Origin of the sequence: Bradyrhizobium stylosanthis (assembly GCF_001641335.1) — a bacterium.
Taxonomy (GTDB): Bacteria; Pseudomonadota; Alphaproteobacteria; order Rhizobiales; family Xanthobacteraceae; genus Bradyrhizobium; species Bradyrhizobium stylosanthis.
On sequence record NZ_LVEM01000004.1, the window covers coordinates 290,314 to 307,033 of the forward strand.

Below are 16,720 nucleotides of genomic sequence, written 5' to 3' on the forward strand. Positions count from 1 at the left end.
GCGTCCGGCCTCAGGTCGGCCGCAGCGCCTTGGAACCGAGGTCGAGCTCGTTGAGCTGCTTGTTCCGGTCGGAATCGGCCGCCGCGCGGTGGTCGGTCGCCAGCACCACGTAGACCGCGGGCAGCACGAACAGCGTGAACAGCGTGCCGATCGACATGCCGGCAACGACGACCAGACCGATCGAGAAGCGGCTGGCCGCGCCGGCGCCGGTGGCGGTCAGCAGCGGGATCAGGCCGGTCACCATCGCGGCCGTGGTCATCAGGATCGGTCGCAGACGGATGCGGGCCGACATCTCGATCGCCGAGCGGCGGTCGAGCCGCTCCTTGATCTGGAGCTCGTTGGCGAACTCCACCATCAGGATGCCGTGCTTGGTGATCAGGCCGACCAGGGTGAGCAGACCGACCTGGGTGTAGATGTTCATGGTCGCCATGCCGAAGAACAGCGGGATCAACGCACCGACGATCGCCATCGGCACCGAGATCATGATCACGAACGGGTCACGCAGGCTCTCGAACTGCGCCGCCAGCACCAGGAAGATGATGATCAGCGCGAAGCCGAAGGTGATCGCGAGCTGGTTGCCTTCCTGCACATATTGCCGGGAGTCGGCCAGGTAATCGTGGCTGAAACCCGCGGGCAGCTTCTTGGCTTCACCTTCGAGGAAGTCCACTGCCGCACCCACTGTCACACCCGGCATCGGCACGGCCGAGAACGTGGCCGAGTTGAGCTGATTATAGTGGGTCAACGAGTTCGGATCGGTCTTGGTCTTGATCGACACCACGGTCGACAGCGGGAGCTGCTGGCCGGTGTTGGTCGTCACATAATAGCCGCCGAGCGATTCCGGCGAGAGCCGCTGGCCGCGCGGCACCTGCGGGATCACCTGGTAGGACCGGCCTTCGAGATTGAAGCGGTTGATGTAGTTGCCGCCGAGCAGCACCGCGAGCGTAGAGCCGAGGTTCTGCATGTTGACGCCGAGATCCTGCGCCTTGCTGCGGTCGATCGTGACCTGAACGTTCGGCTGGTTGTAGGCGAGGTCGCTGTCGGAGACGATGAACATGCCGCTCTTGCGCGCAGCATCCTTCAGCTTCTCCATCTGCTCGTAGACGGTCTGGTAGCCTGCGGTCGAGTTGATGACCATCTGCACCGGCAGACCGCCCGGACCGCCCGGCAGCGGCGGCAGGTTGAACGCAAAGGCCTGCACGCCCTCGATCTTGGAGAGTTCGGCCTGCACCAGCGGCTTCAACTGGATCGACGACCGCTTGCGCTCCTCCCAAGGCTTGAGCAGCAAACCCGCGATGCCGCCCTGCGGGCCGTTGATGCCGTTCAGCACGAAGCGGAAATCGGTCTCGGGGAACTTCTGGAATTCCTTGTCGAGCTTGTCACCGTAGAAATCGACATAGTCGATGTTGGCGTATTTCGGCGCCTTGGTCACCGCAAACACGATGCCCTGGTCTTCCTCGGGCGCCAGCTCCTTCGACGTGTGCATGTAGAGGAAGCCGACGAGGCCGAGGATCGTGATCGCGAACAGGCCGGTGATCGCCTTGTAGTCCAGCGAGCGGTCGAGCCTGCGGCCATACCAGCGCGTCATCGCGCCGAACACACGGTTGACCAGCTTGGCGAAACGGCCCTCTTCGGTGTTCTTCAGCAGCACCGAGCACATCATCGGCGACAGCGTCAGCGCGATCACGCCGGATACGATCACGGAGCCCGCGAGCGTGAAGGCGAACTCGCGGAACAGCGAACCGGTGAGGCCCCCGAGGAAACCGATCGGAGCGTACACCGCCGCGAGCGTGATGGTCATCGATACGACGGGGCCGACGATCTCGCGCGCGCCCTCCATCGCCGCCTGCACGGGTGTCTTCCCCTCCTCAAGGTGGCGATGGATGTTCTCTACCACCACGATGGCATCGTCGACCACGAGGCCGATCGCGAGCACCATCGCGAGCAGGGTCAGCAGGTTGAAGCTGAAGCCCAGTGCCAGCATCAGGGTGCAGACGCCGATCATCGACAGCGGGATGGTGACGACCGGGATGATGACCGAGCGCAGCGAGGCCAGGAACAGGAAGATCACCACGATCACGATGATCACGGCTTCGCCCAGCGTCTTCTCCACCTCGTCGATCGAGGACTGGATGAACTTGGTCGAATCGTAGGCGACCTTCATCTTCATCGAGGGTGGCAGGTTGCGCTCGAGTTCCGGGAACAGTGCCCGCACGCCCTTGACCAACGTCAGCGGATTGCCTTGCGGCGTCGCGTTCACGCCGATGAAGATCGCACGCTCGCCGTTAAAAGCGACGCTCGCATCGGTGCTCTGCGCGGCGAGCTCGACGGTGGCGATGTCCTCCATCCGGACGAAGCCGCCGTCCTTGGCCTTCACGATCATCTTCCTGAACTGGTTGACGTCGGTGAGGCTGGTGTTGGTCGAGATGTTGGAGACGATCAGATAGCCCTTGGTCTGGCCCGCCGCGGACTGGAAGTTGTTGGCCGTGATCGCGGCCGCGACATCGGCCGACGACACGTTCCGGCCGGCCATCTTCATGGGATCAAGCCACAGCCGCATCGCAAAGGTCTGGCCGCCGAGAATATCGGCCGAGGCGACGCCGTCGACGGTCGACAGCACCGGCTGCACCACGCGCGTCAGATAGTCCGAGATCGCCGAGCCCGACAGCTCCTCGGAGGAGAAGCCGAGATACATCACGGCCGTGGTCTGGCCCGTGGTCTTGGTGACGATCGGGTCGTTCGATTCCTTCGGGATCAGGTATTTGACCGAGTTCGTCTTGGCCAGCACCTCGGTGAGCGCCTGGTTCGGATCGAAGTTCAGCTTGATGTAGACCTGGATCGTCGAGGTGCCGAGCACCGAGGACGAGGTCATGTAGTCGACGCCTTCGGCGGAGGCGACAGCCTGCTCGATCGGCGTGGTGATGAAGCCCTGGATCAGGTCGGCGGACGCGCCGGGATAGACGGTCGTGATGTTGATGACCGTGTTCGAAAGCTTCGGATATTGCCGGATCGGCAGCACCATCGCCGCGCGCAGGCCGATCAGCAGGATCAGCAGGCTGACCACGACCGACAGGACCGGGCGTTTGATGAAAATATCGGTAAAGCGCATCGCGGCGATCTCGATTTCTTTGTCTCAAGAAAAGTGATCCGGCCAGGCCGGATCACTTGGATGTATTGGAATCAGTAGCGGGGCGGCTGCGCCGGGATCTGCGGAGCGGGGTCGGTCGAGATCGACACCGCCGCACCCGATTGCAGCTTGAGCTGGCCGACTGCGACGACCTTGTCGCCCGCCTTGAGACCCTTGACGATCTCGACGCGGCCTTCGACGCGGTTGCCGGTCTGCACGAAGGTGCGCACCGCGGAGAGGCTGGTCTTGCCGTCCTCTTCCTTCTTCTCGGTGATCACGAACACGGAGTCACCGTACAGCGTGTAGTCGACCGCCGTTTCGGGAACGGTGATCACCGCCGGCTTCTCCGGCAGCACCACCGTCGTGGTCACGAACATGCCGGGCTTCAGGATCTTCTCGGGATTGGCGATCGTGGCCTGCACGCGGATGTTGCGGGTGTCGGTAGCGATCTGCGGCTCGATCGTGGTGATCTTGCCCTCGAAGGTGCGGCCCGGATAGGCGTCGACCTTCAAGCGGACCAGCTGGCCGACCTTGAGGCTGCCGGAATCCTTTTCCGTCACGGTGAAGTTGGCCCACAGCTCCGACAGGTCGGTCAGCGAGACGATCGCCGTGCCGGCCGTCAGATATTGGCCGACCTCGACCTTGCGGACGCCGAGATCGCCGGAGAACGGCGCACGCACCAGCTTCTGCGAGATCACCGCCTCGGTCTTGGCGATGCCCGCCAGCGCCTGGTCGTAGGCGGCCTGCGCGTTGTCGACGGTCGCCTGCGGACCGAACTGGCGCGAAGCCAGCTGCTTGGCGCGGTCGAGCGAGAGCTGCGCGACGGTAGCCTGCGCCTTGTAATTGGCGAGGTCGCCCTGCTCCGGCATGTCGAAGAACTGCACCAGTGGCGTGCCGGCCTCGACATGCGTACCCGGCTCGAACTTGATCTCGGTGACGCGGCCGTTGACGTCGGCGCTGACGTCGACCTGGTGAACGGCGGCGAGACCGCCGACTGCGGTCAGCAGGTTCGGCACCACCTCGGACTTGGCCTCGGCCGCGCTGACGGCCGTCGGCGGCGGCTTATTGTTGGCGAAGAACTGCTTGATCATCTGGCCACGGAAATAATTGAACCAGACGAGACCACCGACGAGCGCAGCGAGCAGCGCGCCGACGATGATGAACCAGAGCACCGGCCGGACCGGACGCTTGGGAGCCTTGTTGTCGATCGGTTCGCCCGAAATCTTGTGTTCGGCTACGATGTTCATGTCATGCACTTTCTGCAATCGCCGGCTTGCCCGCATCCGCGGCCTGATCGCGGCCCAAATGCGAAGCAATTGCGGCGTCGTTAAGTCCGATACCCCTCAGGAGAAACTCACAGAGCTGCCGCTCGAGGTCGCCAGCCTTGCCGTAAGCGAGGCAAGGCGTGGCCGGCAGCCTGGTCAGCGCAGCCATCATCACCGTGTGATGCGCGAACCAGAACAGGTTGAGCGGATCGCCGCTGAACGGCCGCGCGTCACCGCTGGCCACCGCGCGCTCGAGCGAGGTGACGAAGACCGCCCCGATCAGCTTCTCGATCTTGGCATATAGCAGACGGGCGAATTCGCCATCATCCAAATGGCTCGTGGCCATCAGTCGCAGGCGCTGCGCCTCTTCCTGGTCCGGCCCGTCGGCGACCTCGAGAAAATGCTCGACCATGCCGCGGATCAGCTCGACCAGGGCCGCCGTCGACGGCTCCCGCTCGAGCAGCTCCATCAAGGCCGGGTCCGCCTCACATTCGTCGCTGAGGATTTCGGCGTAGAGCGCCGCCTTGGACGGGAAGTGCTTGAACAGCAGCGCTTCGGAAATGGCAGCGGCGGCCGCCACGCTCTTGGTCGTGGTGCCGGTATAGCCGTGTCGGGCAAAGCAGCGTTTCGCGGCGCCGAGGATCAATTGACGCCTCAGGTCGCTCGTCATTCGCAATGAGCTCATGCTAGTGAGTAAGCACTCACCCACGCAAAAGTCAAGCACTATGCTGCATCGCAACCAGAATGCGTTGTAAAATCAGTGGAAATCAGTCGCGACTGCACGGCCCGCGAGCATAATCGTGCTCGCAGGCCCCATGACGAGCGGGGCCGACCTAGATCGGCTGGAAGCCGAGGTCGCCGCGGATCCGGTTGACGATGTAGGTGCCGTCCCGGGTGGGGAGGATCCGCTCGAGGCTGGCGTTATCGATCTTAACATTGACAAAGCGCGGCCCCGCCGAGACGTCGTGGACGGCTCTAGCGAAGGCCTCGACCTCGGCCATGGTCGTGACCGACCGGCTGTCCGCGATGCCGCAGGCCTTGGCGACGCCGACCAGGTCGGCGGCGGCCGAGGTGTGGCTGGTCTGGCCGCCGGTCTCGCCATAGGCCTCGTTGTCGAGCACGACGATCGAGAGGTTGGCCGGCTTCTGCAGGCCGATGGTGGCAAAGCTGCCGAGGCCCATCAGCATCTCGCCGTCGCCGGTGATGACCAGCACCGGCAGCTTTGGCTGCGCCAGCGCCAGCCCGAGGCCGATCATCGCGGCGCCGCCCATGCCGCCCCAGAGATAGAAATTGCGGGCGTGGTCGCCGGCGGCGCACATGTCGTTGGTGGAGGCCCCTAGGCCGCCGATCGCGACGACGTCCTTGCGGTTGGCCAGCAGGGTGGAGACCACCTGGCGGCGGTCGAGGAGATTGGCCTTGCTCATTTGGTGAATACCTTGGCGCCGATCAGGCGCTGCGACAGAAGGACGGCGGTGGGCGTGAGCGCGTTGTAGGCCTGCGAGGCAGCCGCCTCGAGCACCGCCGGCACCTCGGGCGCGCTGGAGGCGCGCAGCACCTGGACGCCCGAGAGCTCGAACACGCCCTGCGTGGTCGATCCCATCGGCACCTGCCACGGATTGAACTCACCCCACTCGCCGCGCATGGTCACGAGCGTGAGGAAGGGGAAGCGCAGGATCGGGATCAGCGACAGCATGTTGATGCAATTGCCGACGCCGCTCGACTGCATCAGCAGCACGCCGCGCTGGCCGCCCGCCCAGGCGCCGGCAAGCAGGGCCACGCCCTCCTCCTCCGTCGTCAGCGGAATGCCGCGCATGGTGGAGGAGCCCAGCACGCGCTCAATCAGTTTCGAGTGGCCGGCATCGGGCACATAAGGCACCTGCCGGACGTCGAAGCGTTGCAAGGTTGCGAAAATATCATCGGGCCAATTTGGCGCCGTGTCGGTAGCGTCAGCGCGTGCGTGCATTTTCCTGTCCGGTCGGCTAGCAAGATGCCAAGACTTAAGATGCCAAGACTGTAGACGCATGCATGCGCCGACCAGAACAACAAAAACGGCATAACGGCTTTAACCGGCGAGTATAACGGGATGAACGCAGATGCGAAGGCGCTGGCCGCCAGCTTCGACCTCGAGAAGCTGACGCCTGATTTCTACGACAACCCCTACCCGACCTATCGTGCACTGCGGGAGAACGAACCGGTCAAGCGCCTGCCGAACGGCACGGTGTTCCTGACCCGCTACGACGATCTCGTCACCACCTACAAGAACACGAAGTCGTTCAGCTCGGACAAGAAGCGCGAGTTCGCGCCGAAATACGGCGACACGCCGCTCTACGAGCATCACACCACCAGCCTCGTCTTCAACGACCCGCCGGCGCACACCCGCGTGCGGCGCCTGATCATGGGCGCATTGTCGCCGCGCGCGATCGCGGGGATGGAAGGCGATCTCGTCAAGCTGGTCGACGGCCTGCTCGACGCCATCGCCGCCAAAGGCGCGTGCGAGCTGATCGAGGATTTCGCCGCGTCCATTCCCATCGAGGTGATCGGCAATCTGCTCGACGTTCCCCACGGGGAACGCGGACCGCTGCGCGACTGGTCGCTGGCGATCCTCGGGGCGCTCGAGCCCGTGGTGTCGCCAGACGTCGCCGCACGCGGCAACAGGGCTGTGACGGACTTCCTCGCCTATCTCGAAACGCTGGTGGCGCGCAGGCGAGCCAAGCCCGGCAATCCCGATAGAGACGAGCTGACGCGACTGATCCAGGGTGAGGAGAATGGCGAGCGGCTGACCGAGAAGGAGCTGCTGCACAATTGCATCTTCCTGCTCAATGCCGGCCACGAGACCACCACCAACCTGATCGGCAACGGCCTCGTCGCGCTCGACCGCAATCCGGACCAGAAGCAACGCCTGATCGACAACCCCGACCTGATCAAGACCGCCGTCGAGGAGATGCTGCGTTACGAAAGCTCGAACCAGCTCGGCAACCGCATGACCACGGAAAAGGTCGAGCTCGGCGGCGTGATGCTCGAGGCCGGGACGTCGGTGACCTTGTGCATCGGTGCTGCCAACCGCGATCCCGCGCAATTCCCGGACCCCGAACGCTTCGACATCGCGCGGACGCCGAACCGCCACCTCGCGTTTGCCACCGGCGCGCATCAATGCGCGGGCATGGCGCTGGCGCGGCTGGAAGGTGCCATTGCGATCTCACGGTTCCTGGCGCGCTTCCCGGACTATACCGTGAGCGGGCAGCCGGTGCGGGGCGGACGGGTGCGGTTCCGCGGATTCCTGAGCGTGCCCTGCGCGCTCGGCTAGGGGCCCCAAAACAAAACATCGAAAACAACCCCATGCACAGTAGGCGGCGGGTCCACGAGCGATACCCTGTGGTTCGGCAGAACCATCTGACATGTCGGGCAAATCAGGCCGAGCCGCGCATCGGGCACATGAAGGCTTCCGCGCGGGCAGATTGATACCCACATCAGCTTGAGCGCGGCCGGCGCGGTCACTTGATCCCGGCGCGCAGCAATGGAGTGACGACAGATGAGCTCGTCGGTCATTGATTTCATCGCAACAGAAGCACGCTTTGGGGCCCATAATTACGCGCCGATCGGGGTCGTACTCTCGCGCGGCGAAGGCGTCTGGGTCTGGGATACCGAAGGCAACCGCTATCTCGATTGCCTCTCCGCCTACTCGGCGGTCAGCCAGGGCCATTGCCACCCCAAGATCCTGGCGGCGATGGTCGAACAGGCGCACAGGCTGACGCTCACCTCGAGGGCCTTCCACAACGACCAGCTCGCCTTGTTCTACGAGGAGATCGCAGCGCTCACCGGCTCCCACAAGGTGCTGCCGATGAACAGCGGCGCGGAGGCGGTCGAAAGCGCGATCAAGTCGGTGCGCAAATGGGGCTACGAGGTGAAGGGCGTGCCGGACGGCCAGGCCGAGATCATCGTCTGCGCCAACAATTTCCACGGACGCACGCTGGGCATCGTCGGCTTCTCAACCGACCCCGAGACACACGGGCACTTCGGGCCGTTCGCGCCGGGCTTCAAGATCATCCCGTTCGGCGACGCCGCAGCGCTGGAGCAAGCAATCACCCCGAACACGGTCGCCTTCCTGGTCGAGCCGATCCAGGGCGAAGCCGGCGTCGTCATTCCTCCAGCCGGCTATTTCCCGAAAGTGCGGGAGCTCTGCACCGCCAACAATTTGATGCTGGTGCTCGACGAGATCCAGACCGGGCTCGGCCGCACCGGCAAGCTTCTCGCCGAACAGCACGAGGGCATAGAGGCGGACGTGACGCTGCTCGGCAAGGCCCTGTCCGGCGGCTTCTACCCGGTATCGGCCGTGCTTTCGAACAACGACGTGCTTGGGACTTTGAAGCCCGGGCAGCACGGCTCGACCTTCGGCGGCAACCCGCTGGCCTGCGCGATAGCACGTGCGGCGATGCGCGTGCTGGTCGAGGAAGGCATGATCGAGAACGCGGCGAGGCAAGGCGCGCGGTTTCTGGAAGGCTTGAAGGACATTCGTGCCAACACGATCCGCGAGGTGCGCGGACGCGGCTTAATGCTGGCGGTCGAACTGCATCCCGAGGCCGGGCGCGCCCGGCACTACTGCGAGGCGCTCCAGGGCAAGGGCATCCTCGCCAAGGATACCCATGAGCACACGATCCGCATCGCCCCGCCGCTGGTGATCACCAGCGACCAGGTCGATTGGGCGCTGGAGCGGTTCGCCACGATCCTGACCCAGGATTTCTCCTGAGCCTGCCTGCGTCGGCCGTGAGGACGGCGTCGCGTTCTCTCGTTGCGATTTGCGCGGCGGTCGAACGAAGCGGGCGACGTCATCGTCCCGCTTCAAAGCCCGACGAGACCATGCATGTCCCTGCCCTCTGTATGGGTGCAGTGGCATGTAACGTAAACGACGTCCTCGTTTCTGACCTCACGCGGAGATCGTCTTCGGCTCAGCATCATTCGTGCTTGTGATCGCGTTGCATTGTTGGAAGTGAGAAGACAACGCAAGCTCGGCCAGATGATCCCAGTATTCTGCTTCTGCAAGCAGCTTCCACTTGTTCATGCTGTTGTAGGCGGCCTGTTGGCGGCACAGTGAGCTCATCGCACGCAACCGTCGAACTTTATCCACTGCGGACCTCCCTTCGCGCTTGCTTGTTTGCAAGCGCATTTGTGTTGTCACAGCTTCGCAGATCGAATTGACGCGTGATAGCCCGGTGTTTGACGGTGAATCGATGTTAGCGCAATCGTCTGACTTTTCACCGAACAGTCGCAATAAAGCACGCCGGTGCCTCCGGCAAAGCTCGCCAGCCCTGTCACGCCGATCACAGCAATGGCCCCGACGGTTGCACGTCGGGGCCATTCAAGATCAACAGGCATGGGTACATCCGCCGCGCCTGCTGAACGTTGATGCCACTGATTACCGCATCCGATCTGGCACAGACTGTGGCGAGGCTGCGGCATCGGAATGATGACATTCTGCCTGAAAGCTGATGTCGGTCCACCTCATCATTGGTGGTACTCCGACCAGCTCGCTGCTTCGCCAGTGTCCTCGACGGGCCATACTGACGAGCAGCCAAGCGGGGCGCCCCTGCCTAGATGAGCTCCATGCCACGCTGAGCAGTGAGCAGAAGGCCCGCTTCGACACGCGGCAGCAGGCCTCAAGCCCGTAAAGGCCGCACCTCTGGTAACTCTACACCACCGTCTTGTGGCGTTCGATGCAGATGCGCAGCACCTCGTCGATCGGCCTGCCCCACCAGTCGTTGGAGAAGATTTCGATCTCGGAATAGCCAGCAAAGCCCTGGGCTTCGACCGCCTTGCGCACCGATTTGATGTCGATGACGCCGTCGCCCATCATGCCGCGGTCGTTGAGGATGTCCTTGGTCGGCACCAGCCAGTCGCAGACATGGAACGCGAGCAACCGATCCTTGCCGGCGCGCGCGATCTGGCCCATCAGCTCCGGATCCCACCAGATGTGATAGACGTCGAGCGCGACGCCGAGCATGCCGCTGCGGGCAGGATCGAGCCGGTCGCAGATGTCGAGCGCCTGCTTCGTCGTATTCACGCAGGCGCGGTCGCCGGCATAGGCAGGATGCAAGGGCTCGATCGCCAGCGGCAGCTTTGCCTGCCTGGCATAGTCGAGCATCTCCGCGAGGGCTTCCTCGACCTGCCCGCGCGCCGCCACGATGTCCTTCGACGGCTCGCTGCCCGGACGCGAATATTGCGGCAGGCCGCCGACGACGAGCACGATGCAGGATGCACCCAGCGCCTTGGCTTCATCGACGCAGCGGCGGTTGTCGTCGCGCACTTCGCCCCGGCGCGATGCGTCGGAGGTGAACATGCCGCCACGGCAATAGCCGGAGAGATCGAGACCGGCATCGCGCACGGCGCGCGCAGCACGGTCGAGACCGACGGAAGCGACCTGGTCGCGCCAGGGATCGATGGCGCGAATGCCATGCTTCGCGCAGGCATCGATGATCTCTACCAAATCACCCTGCTTGCGGACGGTCGCCGTGTTCAGCGACAGCCAGCGATGGTCGGACGAAAAATCGCGCATCAGGATTCGATACCGTGGGTGGCGAGCACGGTCTTCATCCGCTGCGTCGCGAGTTCGGGGTTGGCGAGCAGGCCGGCCTTGTCGGCGAGACGGAACAGCTCGGCCAGATGCAGCGTGGAGCGCGTGCTCTCCTGACCGCCGACCATGGTGAAATGATCCTGGTGGCCGTTCAGATAGGCCATGAACACCACGCCGGTCTTGTAGAACCGCGTCGGCGCCTTGAAGATGTGCCGCGACAGCGGCACGGTCGGCCCCAGCACGTCGTGGAAGCCGGCCTCGTCGCCGGCAGCCAGCCGCGACAGCGCGTAGGATGCCGCAGGCGCAATGGCATCGAAGATGCCGAGCAGCGCATGCGAGAAGCCCTGTTCGTCGCCCGCAATCAGCTCGGCGTAATTGAAGTCGTCGCCGGTATACATCTTGATGCGCTTGTCGAGGCGGCGGCGCATGTCGATCTCGCGCTGCTTGTCCAGCAGCGAAACCTTGACGCCGTCGACCTTAGACGCGTTGTTGTTGATGATGGCCACCGCAACGTCCATCGCCTTGTCGAGATCCTTGGTGCCCCAATAGCCGGTCAGGGCGGGATCGAACATGTCGCCGAGCCAGTGGATGATGACGGGCTCGCGGACCTGCGACAGCACACGATTATAGACCTTGGCGTAATCGTCGGCGCTGCGACCGAGTTTTGCCAGCGCGCGCGAGGCCATCAAAATGATGCGACCGCCAACCTTCTCGACCGCCGAGAGCTGCTCCTCGTAGGCGCGGATCACGTCGTCGATGGTCTTCGCATCCTCAACCGCGAGATGATCGGTACCGGCGCCCGAGAACACCAGCGCGTTGCGCCGCTTGGCTGCGCCGACCGAGCGCGTGATCAGCTCCAGCGAGGTCGGCCAGTCCAGCCCCATGCCGCGCTGGGCGGTGTCCATCGCTTCGGCGACGCCGAGGCCGAGGTCCCAGACATGTTCGCGGAAGGCGATAGTCTTGTCCCAGTCGACGGCGACCGAGAGCCAGGGGTCGTTGTCGGCGAAGGGATCGGCGACCGTGTGCACGGCCGAGAAGGCAATGCGGTTCAGCGGTCCCTCGAGCTTCGCCGGAAACGCGCGCGAGGCCGCCAACCGGTAGGTCTCGATCGAGCGATCGGCCTTCGGCAGCTTGAGCGACAATGACGACATGGGTTGGACGGGCTTGTTCATGACTTCGAACCTCTCCCCGTCATTGCGAGGAGCGAAGCGACGAAGCAATCCAGACTGCCTCTGCGGAAAGACGCTGGATTGCTTCGCTTCGCTCGCAATGACGGCTTGGTAGACATCGGGGCTTATCTCAGACCTTGATCGGGGCGACGTCGATCCAGCGCCGTTCCTTCCAGCTCTTCAGCGCGCATTCGGCGAGCTGCACGCCCTTGGCACCTTCGAGCAGCGTGAACTTGTAGGGCGCATCCTCGTAGACGTGGCGGATGAACATCTCCCACTGCTCCTTGAAGCCGTTGTCGTAGGAGACGTTGTCCGGCAGCTTCTGCCAGTCGCCGTAGAAATCGTGCAGCCGCTTCTCGTCGGGATTCCAGACCGGCCGAGGGGTCGCCTGCCGCGCCTGGATCATGCAGTCGGTGAGCCCTGCGACCGCCGAGCCGAGCGTGCCGTCGACCTGGAAGGTGACGAGGTCGTCGCGATAGACGCGTGTGACCCAGGACATGTTGATGTGGGCGATGACGCCGCCCTCGAGCTGGAAGGTGGCGTAAGCGGAGTCGTCCGCTGTCGCCTTGTACTTCTTGCCCTGCTCGTCGAAACGTTCAGGAATGTCGGTGTTGCCGATGCAGACCACGCTCTGGACGTTGCCGAAAAGATTATCGAGCACGTAGCGCCAGTGGCAGACCATGTCGAGGATGATGCCGCCGCCGTCCTCGTCGCGATAGTTCCAGGACGGCCGCTGCGCCTCCTGCCAGCCGCCTTCGAACACCCAATAGCCGAACTCGCCGCGCACCGAGAGGATGCGGCCGAAGAAGCCGGAGTCGCGCAGGAAGGCGATCTTCTTCAGGCCGGGCAGGAACAGCTTGTCCTGCACCGTGCCGTGCTTGACGCCCTTGGCGTTGGCGAGCTTCACGACCTCGACGGCTTCCTCAAAATTGGTCGCAATCGGCTTCTCGCAATAGACGTGCTTGCCGGCATTGATGGCCTGGGTGAGCAGACCGGGACGGGCCTGCGTGGTCGCGGCGTCGAAGAACATGGTGTCGTTCTTGTCGGCGAGCGCGGCGTCGAGATCGGTGGTCCAGCGCGTGATGTTGTAGCGTTTTGCCAGCGCCTCGACCTTCTCGGCGCTGCGGCCGACCAGGATCGGGTCGGGCATCACGCGGTCGCCATTCTTCAGGCGGACGCCGCCCTGGTCGCGGATCGCGACGATCGAGCGAATCAGATGCTGGTTGAGCCCCATGCGGCCGGTGACGCCGTTCATGATGAGGCCGAGGCGTTGGGTGGTCATGCCAGATACTCCTGAAGTGATGTTGGCTGTTCGAGCGGGCGGAGCGCCGACCAGTCCGGATGGACCGACGTCGCAAAGCCCACTGTGTTGAGCGATCCCGTCAGGAGATCGCCGTCGTGAATGGAGAGGCGGATGCCCTGCCCGGCATCGGCATAGAGATCGGGATGCGCGACCGCGAAGGCCTGCGCTTCAGCGGCGGGCGTCTCGCCAAAGCCGTCGACATAATGGTGGCCGTTGCGCTCGGCATGTTCGAGGCAAAGCAGTGCGCCGAGCGCCAGGTCCTGCTGAAGAGCGAGTCCGGGCTGGCAGGTCAAGTCTTCGCCTGTCACGAAGCACTCCGCCCCTTCTTCGTCCAGCTTGGCGATGCGGGTGAAGTTCACGATCGACTTGTAGATGCCCTTGCAGGACTTCGACGAGATGCCGCTGTAACCGAGCTTGTGGGCGGTCGGCCAGGCGTCATATGAATCATCCGCCTCGTCGATAATGAAACCGCGGCGGCGCAGGGTATCGCCGAGCGGCGATTGACGCGTGACGGCGCGCGGCATGGGCTGCTCGATGTAGATCAGCTTGCGAAAGATCGGCTCCAGGGTGTTGTCGCGCTCCAGCCGGCTGACCAGTGTCGCAAGCGCCGTCAGGTCCGCATACTGCTCATTGCCGTCAAGCGTTACCTTGTAGTCAAACGGCAACGTCGCCAGCTCGCGGCCGATACGGATCAGCCTGATAGCATCCGCTTCGGGATCGCCGCCGAGCTTCAGCTTGAAATAGCGCGCGCCGGCGTTTTCCTTCGGATCGGCCACGCCGCCATCGCCCTCGACCTTGTCGTCGAGGCCGACAGTATGACGGATGGCAACGCGTTCCGACCGGTGCTGATTGGCAAGAACGAGAAACCGCGCGATATCAGCGTCATTCAAGTCCGGCGAGAGCCGTGCATCGATGCCCGCGATATTGCCGGCCATCCCGTCGAAGAAATTGCTCTCGACGCCGCGGAGCAGCGCATCGAGGATCGCCTTGTCGATCTCGGCAGGACCATAGGCGGCAGCCAGCGCCGGAATATTCTTCTTCGCACAGGTCGCGATCTGGGCACCGATGCACGAGGCGTGCAGATCGAACGCGGTCTGGAATCCGGTCCGCGCCAGATAGAGCCCGCGCGCGATCTGAAGCGACCGTCGCAGTCCGTCGACCGTCTGCGCCGGCGACAGCTCCGGCCGTTTGTCGAACCATTTCGGCACCAGCAGCTCGGCACTGGCGCCGACTGCCGTCCCCCTGCCCTCGACCTCGATCTCCACCCGCACGAAGAGCTGCGGCGTCGCGTTGATCGTGATCGCGCCAAAGCGGAACGGCCGCGCGAACTGCACGGGACGTTCGAAGAAGGCGATGTCTCGCAGCTTCAGGCGCGGCGCCATGGTCTTAGTCCAGCGAACCTTGCGAGAAGAAATGCTTGCGGATGCGTTGCACGAGCTCCGTGAACACCGGATCGGCCATCACGTCGAGCGAGCGCGGGCGCGGCAGCGGCACGTCGTAGATCGCGGCGATCGCACCGGGCCGCTCGGTCATGACCAGCACGCGGTCGGCGAGGAACACGGCCTCCGGAATCGAATGCGTGATCAGCAGCACCGTCTTCTCGGTCTCGCGCTGGATCCGCATCAATTCGACATTCATGCGCTCGCGCGTCAGCGCATCGAGCGCGCCGAACGGCTCGTCCATCAGCATGATCCTGGGGTCGTGCACCAGCGCGCGGCAGATCGAGGCACGCTGCTGCATGCCGCCGGAGAGCTGCCAGGGCAATTTCTTCTCGAAGCCTTCGAGGCCGACCAGCTTCAGGAGCGACTTGGCGCGGGCGAGATATTCCTGCCGCGGCAACCGCTTCATGTCGATCGGCAGCATGACGTTGTTGAGGATGTTGCGCCAGGGCAGCAGCAGGGCGTTCTGGAAGACGATGCCGACATTGCCGTGCGGCGTCGTTACCTTGTCGCCCTCGACCAGGACCTCGCCGGTGGTCGGCGGCAGCAATCCCGAGATCAGCTTGAGCAGCGTGGACTTGCCGCAGCCGGAGGGGCCGACCACGACGAAGAATTCGCCGTCGTTGATGTGGAAGTCGAGCGGACGCAGCGAGGGCACATCGCCGTCGCGCGTCCGGTAGGTTTTCGACACGCCTGATAGCTTGATGCCCGACGCATCGCCGGCAGCCCGGTCGCTCACCAGTCTCAGATGCGCGGCCGGTTGCACGGTGTCACTCACGATCGTCGCTGGTTTCACGAGCCACTCTTCGGCAGATAGTCGTTGGTATAGAAGGCCTTCGGGTTCTCCTTGGCCTTGGCGTCGAGACCGCCATATTCGACCATCAGGTTGACCGAGTCGGTCATGTTCTGGTCGGTGACCTGGAACGGCCGCTTGCTCTTGGTCTCGGCGGTCCGGTACAGCGGAATGGTCAGCTCAAAGCCCTGCGTCAGCGTGTCGATCTTGCCGCCCTTGGGGTTGGCATCGAGGATCGACTGGGCCGCCGCCTTCGGCTCCTTCTCGGCCGCTTCGACCGCCTTGGTCGTTGCCGACATGAAGCGGCGGACGAGGTCGGCATTGGCCTTCACGTAGTCGGCATTGGCGATGATGCCCGACGAAACCATGTTGATGCCGTAGTCGGCGAACTTGATCGGGAACACGTCCTTGCCGGTGGCGTCCTTGATCTTCATCGACTGGTCCATGACGTAGCCGAGCAGCAGATCGGCCTGGCCGTTGATGACGGCGTTGAGCTTGGTCTGGCCGTCGCCGGCGACCGTCTGGAAATCGCTTTCCTTGAGGCCGGTCTTCTTCAGGAACAGCGGCCAGATCTGGGTCATGGAATCCGCCGGCGTGATCGCCACCGTCTTGCCCTTGATGTCCTCAGGCTTTTTGATGTTCTTGTCGGCAAAGCCCATGGCGGACATCGGCGAGGTCTGCAGCAGCACGCCGGTCGCAACCACGGGCGCGCCCTTGATCGCGGCGCGCATCATGGTGGGCACGTCGACATAGCCGAAGTCCGCGGTCTTGGCGGCGACGGCCTGCGTGGTCGCGGCCGAGCCGCGGCCTTCCTGAATTTCGAGATCGATGCCCTCGGCGGCATAGATGCCCTTGGCCTTGCCGTAATAGAACGGCGCGTGCTCGCCGTAGACATACCAGTTGAGCATCAGCACGACCTTGTCGGCAGCCTGCGCCGGCATTGCGGCAAACGCCATCAGCGCCACTGATGCAGCCCCAATCCACTTCCTCATCGTCACTCTCCCTGTCGTTGTTGCTTCGGCCGTTGGTGGCCGTTCGTTGCTTGAATCAAGAGGCGAAGAA

General features: G+C 63.8%; 15 protein-coding genes. 2 read left to right on the forward strand and 13 right to left on the reverse strand.

The window, feature by feature from the left end:
- Positions 1-10 precede the first annotated feature (10 nt).
- The 5 genes from A7X65_RS27835 to A7X65_RS27855 form a co-directional block, all read right to left on the reverse strand.
- Entirely contained in the window at positions 11-3,106 is a 3,096-nt protein-coding gene (locus A7X65_RS27835; RefSeq protein ID WP_063691307.1) for a MexW/MexI family multidrug efflux RND transporter permease subunit, read from the reverse strand.
- A 71-nt stretch (positions 3,107-3,177) separates the two neighbouring features.
- Entirely contained in the window at positions 3,178-4,371 is a 1,194-nt protein-coding gene (locus tag A7X65_RS27840; RefSeq protein ID WP_063691309.1) for an efflux RND transporter periplasmic adaptor subunit, read from the reverse strand.
- A gap of 1 nt (position 4,372) precedes the next feature.
- Positions 4,373-5,074 carry a TetR/AcrR family transcriptional regulator gene (locus A7X65_RS27845; protein ID WP_063691310.1) on the reverse strand — a complete coding sequence of 234 codons (702 nt, stop codon included), beginning with the start codon at positions 5,072-5,074 and terminating at the stop codon, positions 4,373-4,375.
- A 148-nt stretch (positions 5,075-5,222) separates the two neighbouring features.
- Entirely contained in the window at positions 5,223-5,813 is a 591-nt protein-coding gene (locus tag A7X65_RS27850) for a thiamine pyrophosphate-dependent enzyme (protein WP_063691311.1), read from the reverse strand.
- Positions 5,810-6,352 carry a phosphonopyruvate decarboxylase gene (locus tag A7X65_RS27855; protein ID WP_063691312.1) on the reverse strand — a complete coding sequence of 181 codons (543 nt, stop codon included), beginning with the start codon at positions 6,350-6,352 and terminating at the stop codon, positions 5,810-5,812. Before A7X65_RS27855 ends, A7X65_RS27850 begins: the two co-directional genes overlap by 4 nt.
- Positions 6,353-6,472: 120 nt before the next feature.
- Here A7X65_RS27855 and A7X65_RS27860 point away from each other — a divergent pair, with 120 nt between their 5' ends.
- On the forward strand, positions 6,473-7,693 hold the full coding sequence (locus A7X65_RS27860; protein ID WP_063691314.1) for a cytochrome P450: 1,221 nt from the start codon (positions 6,473-6,475) through the stop codon (positions 7,691-7,693).
- Between the two features lie 225 nt (positions 7,694-7,918).
- On the forward strand, positions 7,919-9,133 hold the full coding sequence (gene rocD / locus A7X65_RS27865; protein ID WP_063691316.1) for an ornithine--oxo-acid transaminase: 1,215 nt from the start codon (positions 7,919-7,921) through the stop codon (positions 9,131-9,133).
- Positions 9,134-9,310: 177 nt separating this feature from the next.
- Here the strand turns inward: rocD and A7X65_RS27870 are convergent, their stop codons facing one another.
- The 8 genes from A7X65_RS27870 to A7X65_RS27905 all read right to left on the reverse strand — a co-directional run bounded on the left by A7X65_RS27870 (position 9,311) and on the right by A7X65_RS27905 (position 16,650).
- On the reverse strand, positions 9,311-9,511 hold the full coding sequence (locus A7X65_RS27870) for a hypothetical protein (protein ID WP_063692539.1): 201 nt from the start codon (positions 9,509-9,511) through the stop codon (positions 9,311-9,313).
- 47 nt (positions 9,512-9,558) lie between these two features.
- Positions 9,559-9,759: a hypothetical protein gene (locus A7X65_RS42815; RefSeq protein ID WP_167358292.1), complete on the reverse strand. Its 201-nt coding sequence runs from the start codon at positions 9,757-9,759 to the stop codon at positions 9,559-9,561.
- A gap of 313 nt (positions 9,760-10,072) precedes the next feature.
- Positions 10,073-10,936 carry a sugar phosphate isomerase/epimerase family protein gene (locus A7X65_RS27880; protein WP_063691319.1) on the reverse strand — a complete coding sequence of 288 codons (864 nt, stop codon included), beginning with the start codon at positions 10,934-10,936 and terminating at the stop codon, positions 10,073-10,075.
- On the reverse strand, positions 10,936-12,126 hold the full coding sequence (locus A7X65_RS27885) for a dihydrodipicolinate synthase family protein (protein WP_063691321.1): 1,191 nt from the start codon (positions 12,124-12,126) through the stop codon (positions 10,936-10,938). The genes A7X65_RS27880 and A7X65_RS27885 overlap by 1 nt, the downstream gene beginning before the upstream one ends.
- 127 nt (positions 12,127-12,253) lie before the next feature.
- Entirely contained in the window at positions 12,254-13,405 is a 1,152-nt protein-coding gene (locus A7X65_RS27890; RefSeq protein WP_063691325.1) for a Gfo/Idh/MocA family protein, read from the reverse strand.
- On the reverse strand, positions 13,402-14,808 hold the full coding sequence (locus A7X65_RS27895; RefSeq protein ID WP_063691326.1) for an enolase-like domain-containing protein: 1,407 nt from the start codon (positions 14,806-14,808) through the stop codon (positions 13,402-13,404). The genes A7X65_RS27890 and A7X65_RS27895 overlap by 4 nt, the downstream gene beginning before the upstream one ends.
- A 4-nt stretch (positions 14,809-14,812) precedes the next feature.
- Positions 14,813-15,661, reverse strand: a complete 849-nt coding sequence (locus A7X65_RS27900; RefSeq protein WP_063691328.1) for an ABC transporter ATP-binding protein — start codon at positions 15,659-15,661, stop codon at positions 14,813-14,815.
- Positions 15,658-16,650: an ABC transporter substrate-binding protein gene (locus tag A7X65_RS27905; RefSeq protein ID WP_063691330.1), complete on the reverse strand. Its 993-nt coding sequence runs from the start codon at positions 16,648-16,650 to the stop codon at positions 15,658-15,660. Before A7X65_RS27905 ends, A7X65_RS27900 begins: the two co-directional genes overlap by 4 nt.
- Between the last annotated feature and the right edge of the window lie 70 nt (positions 16,651-16,720).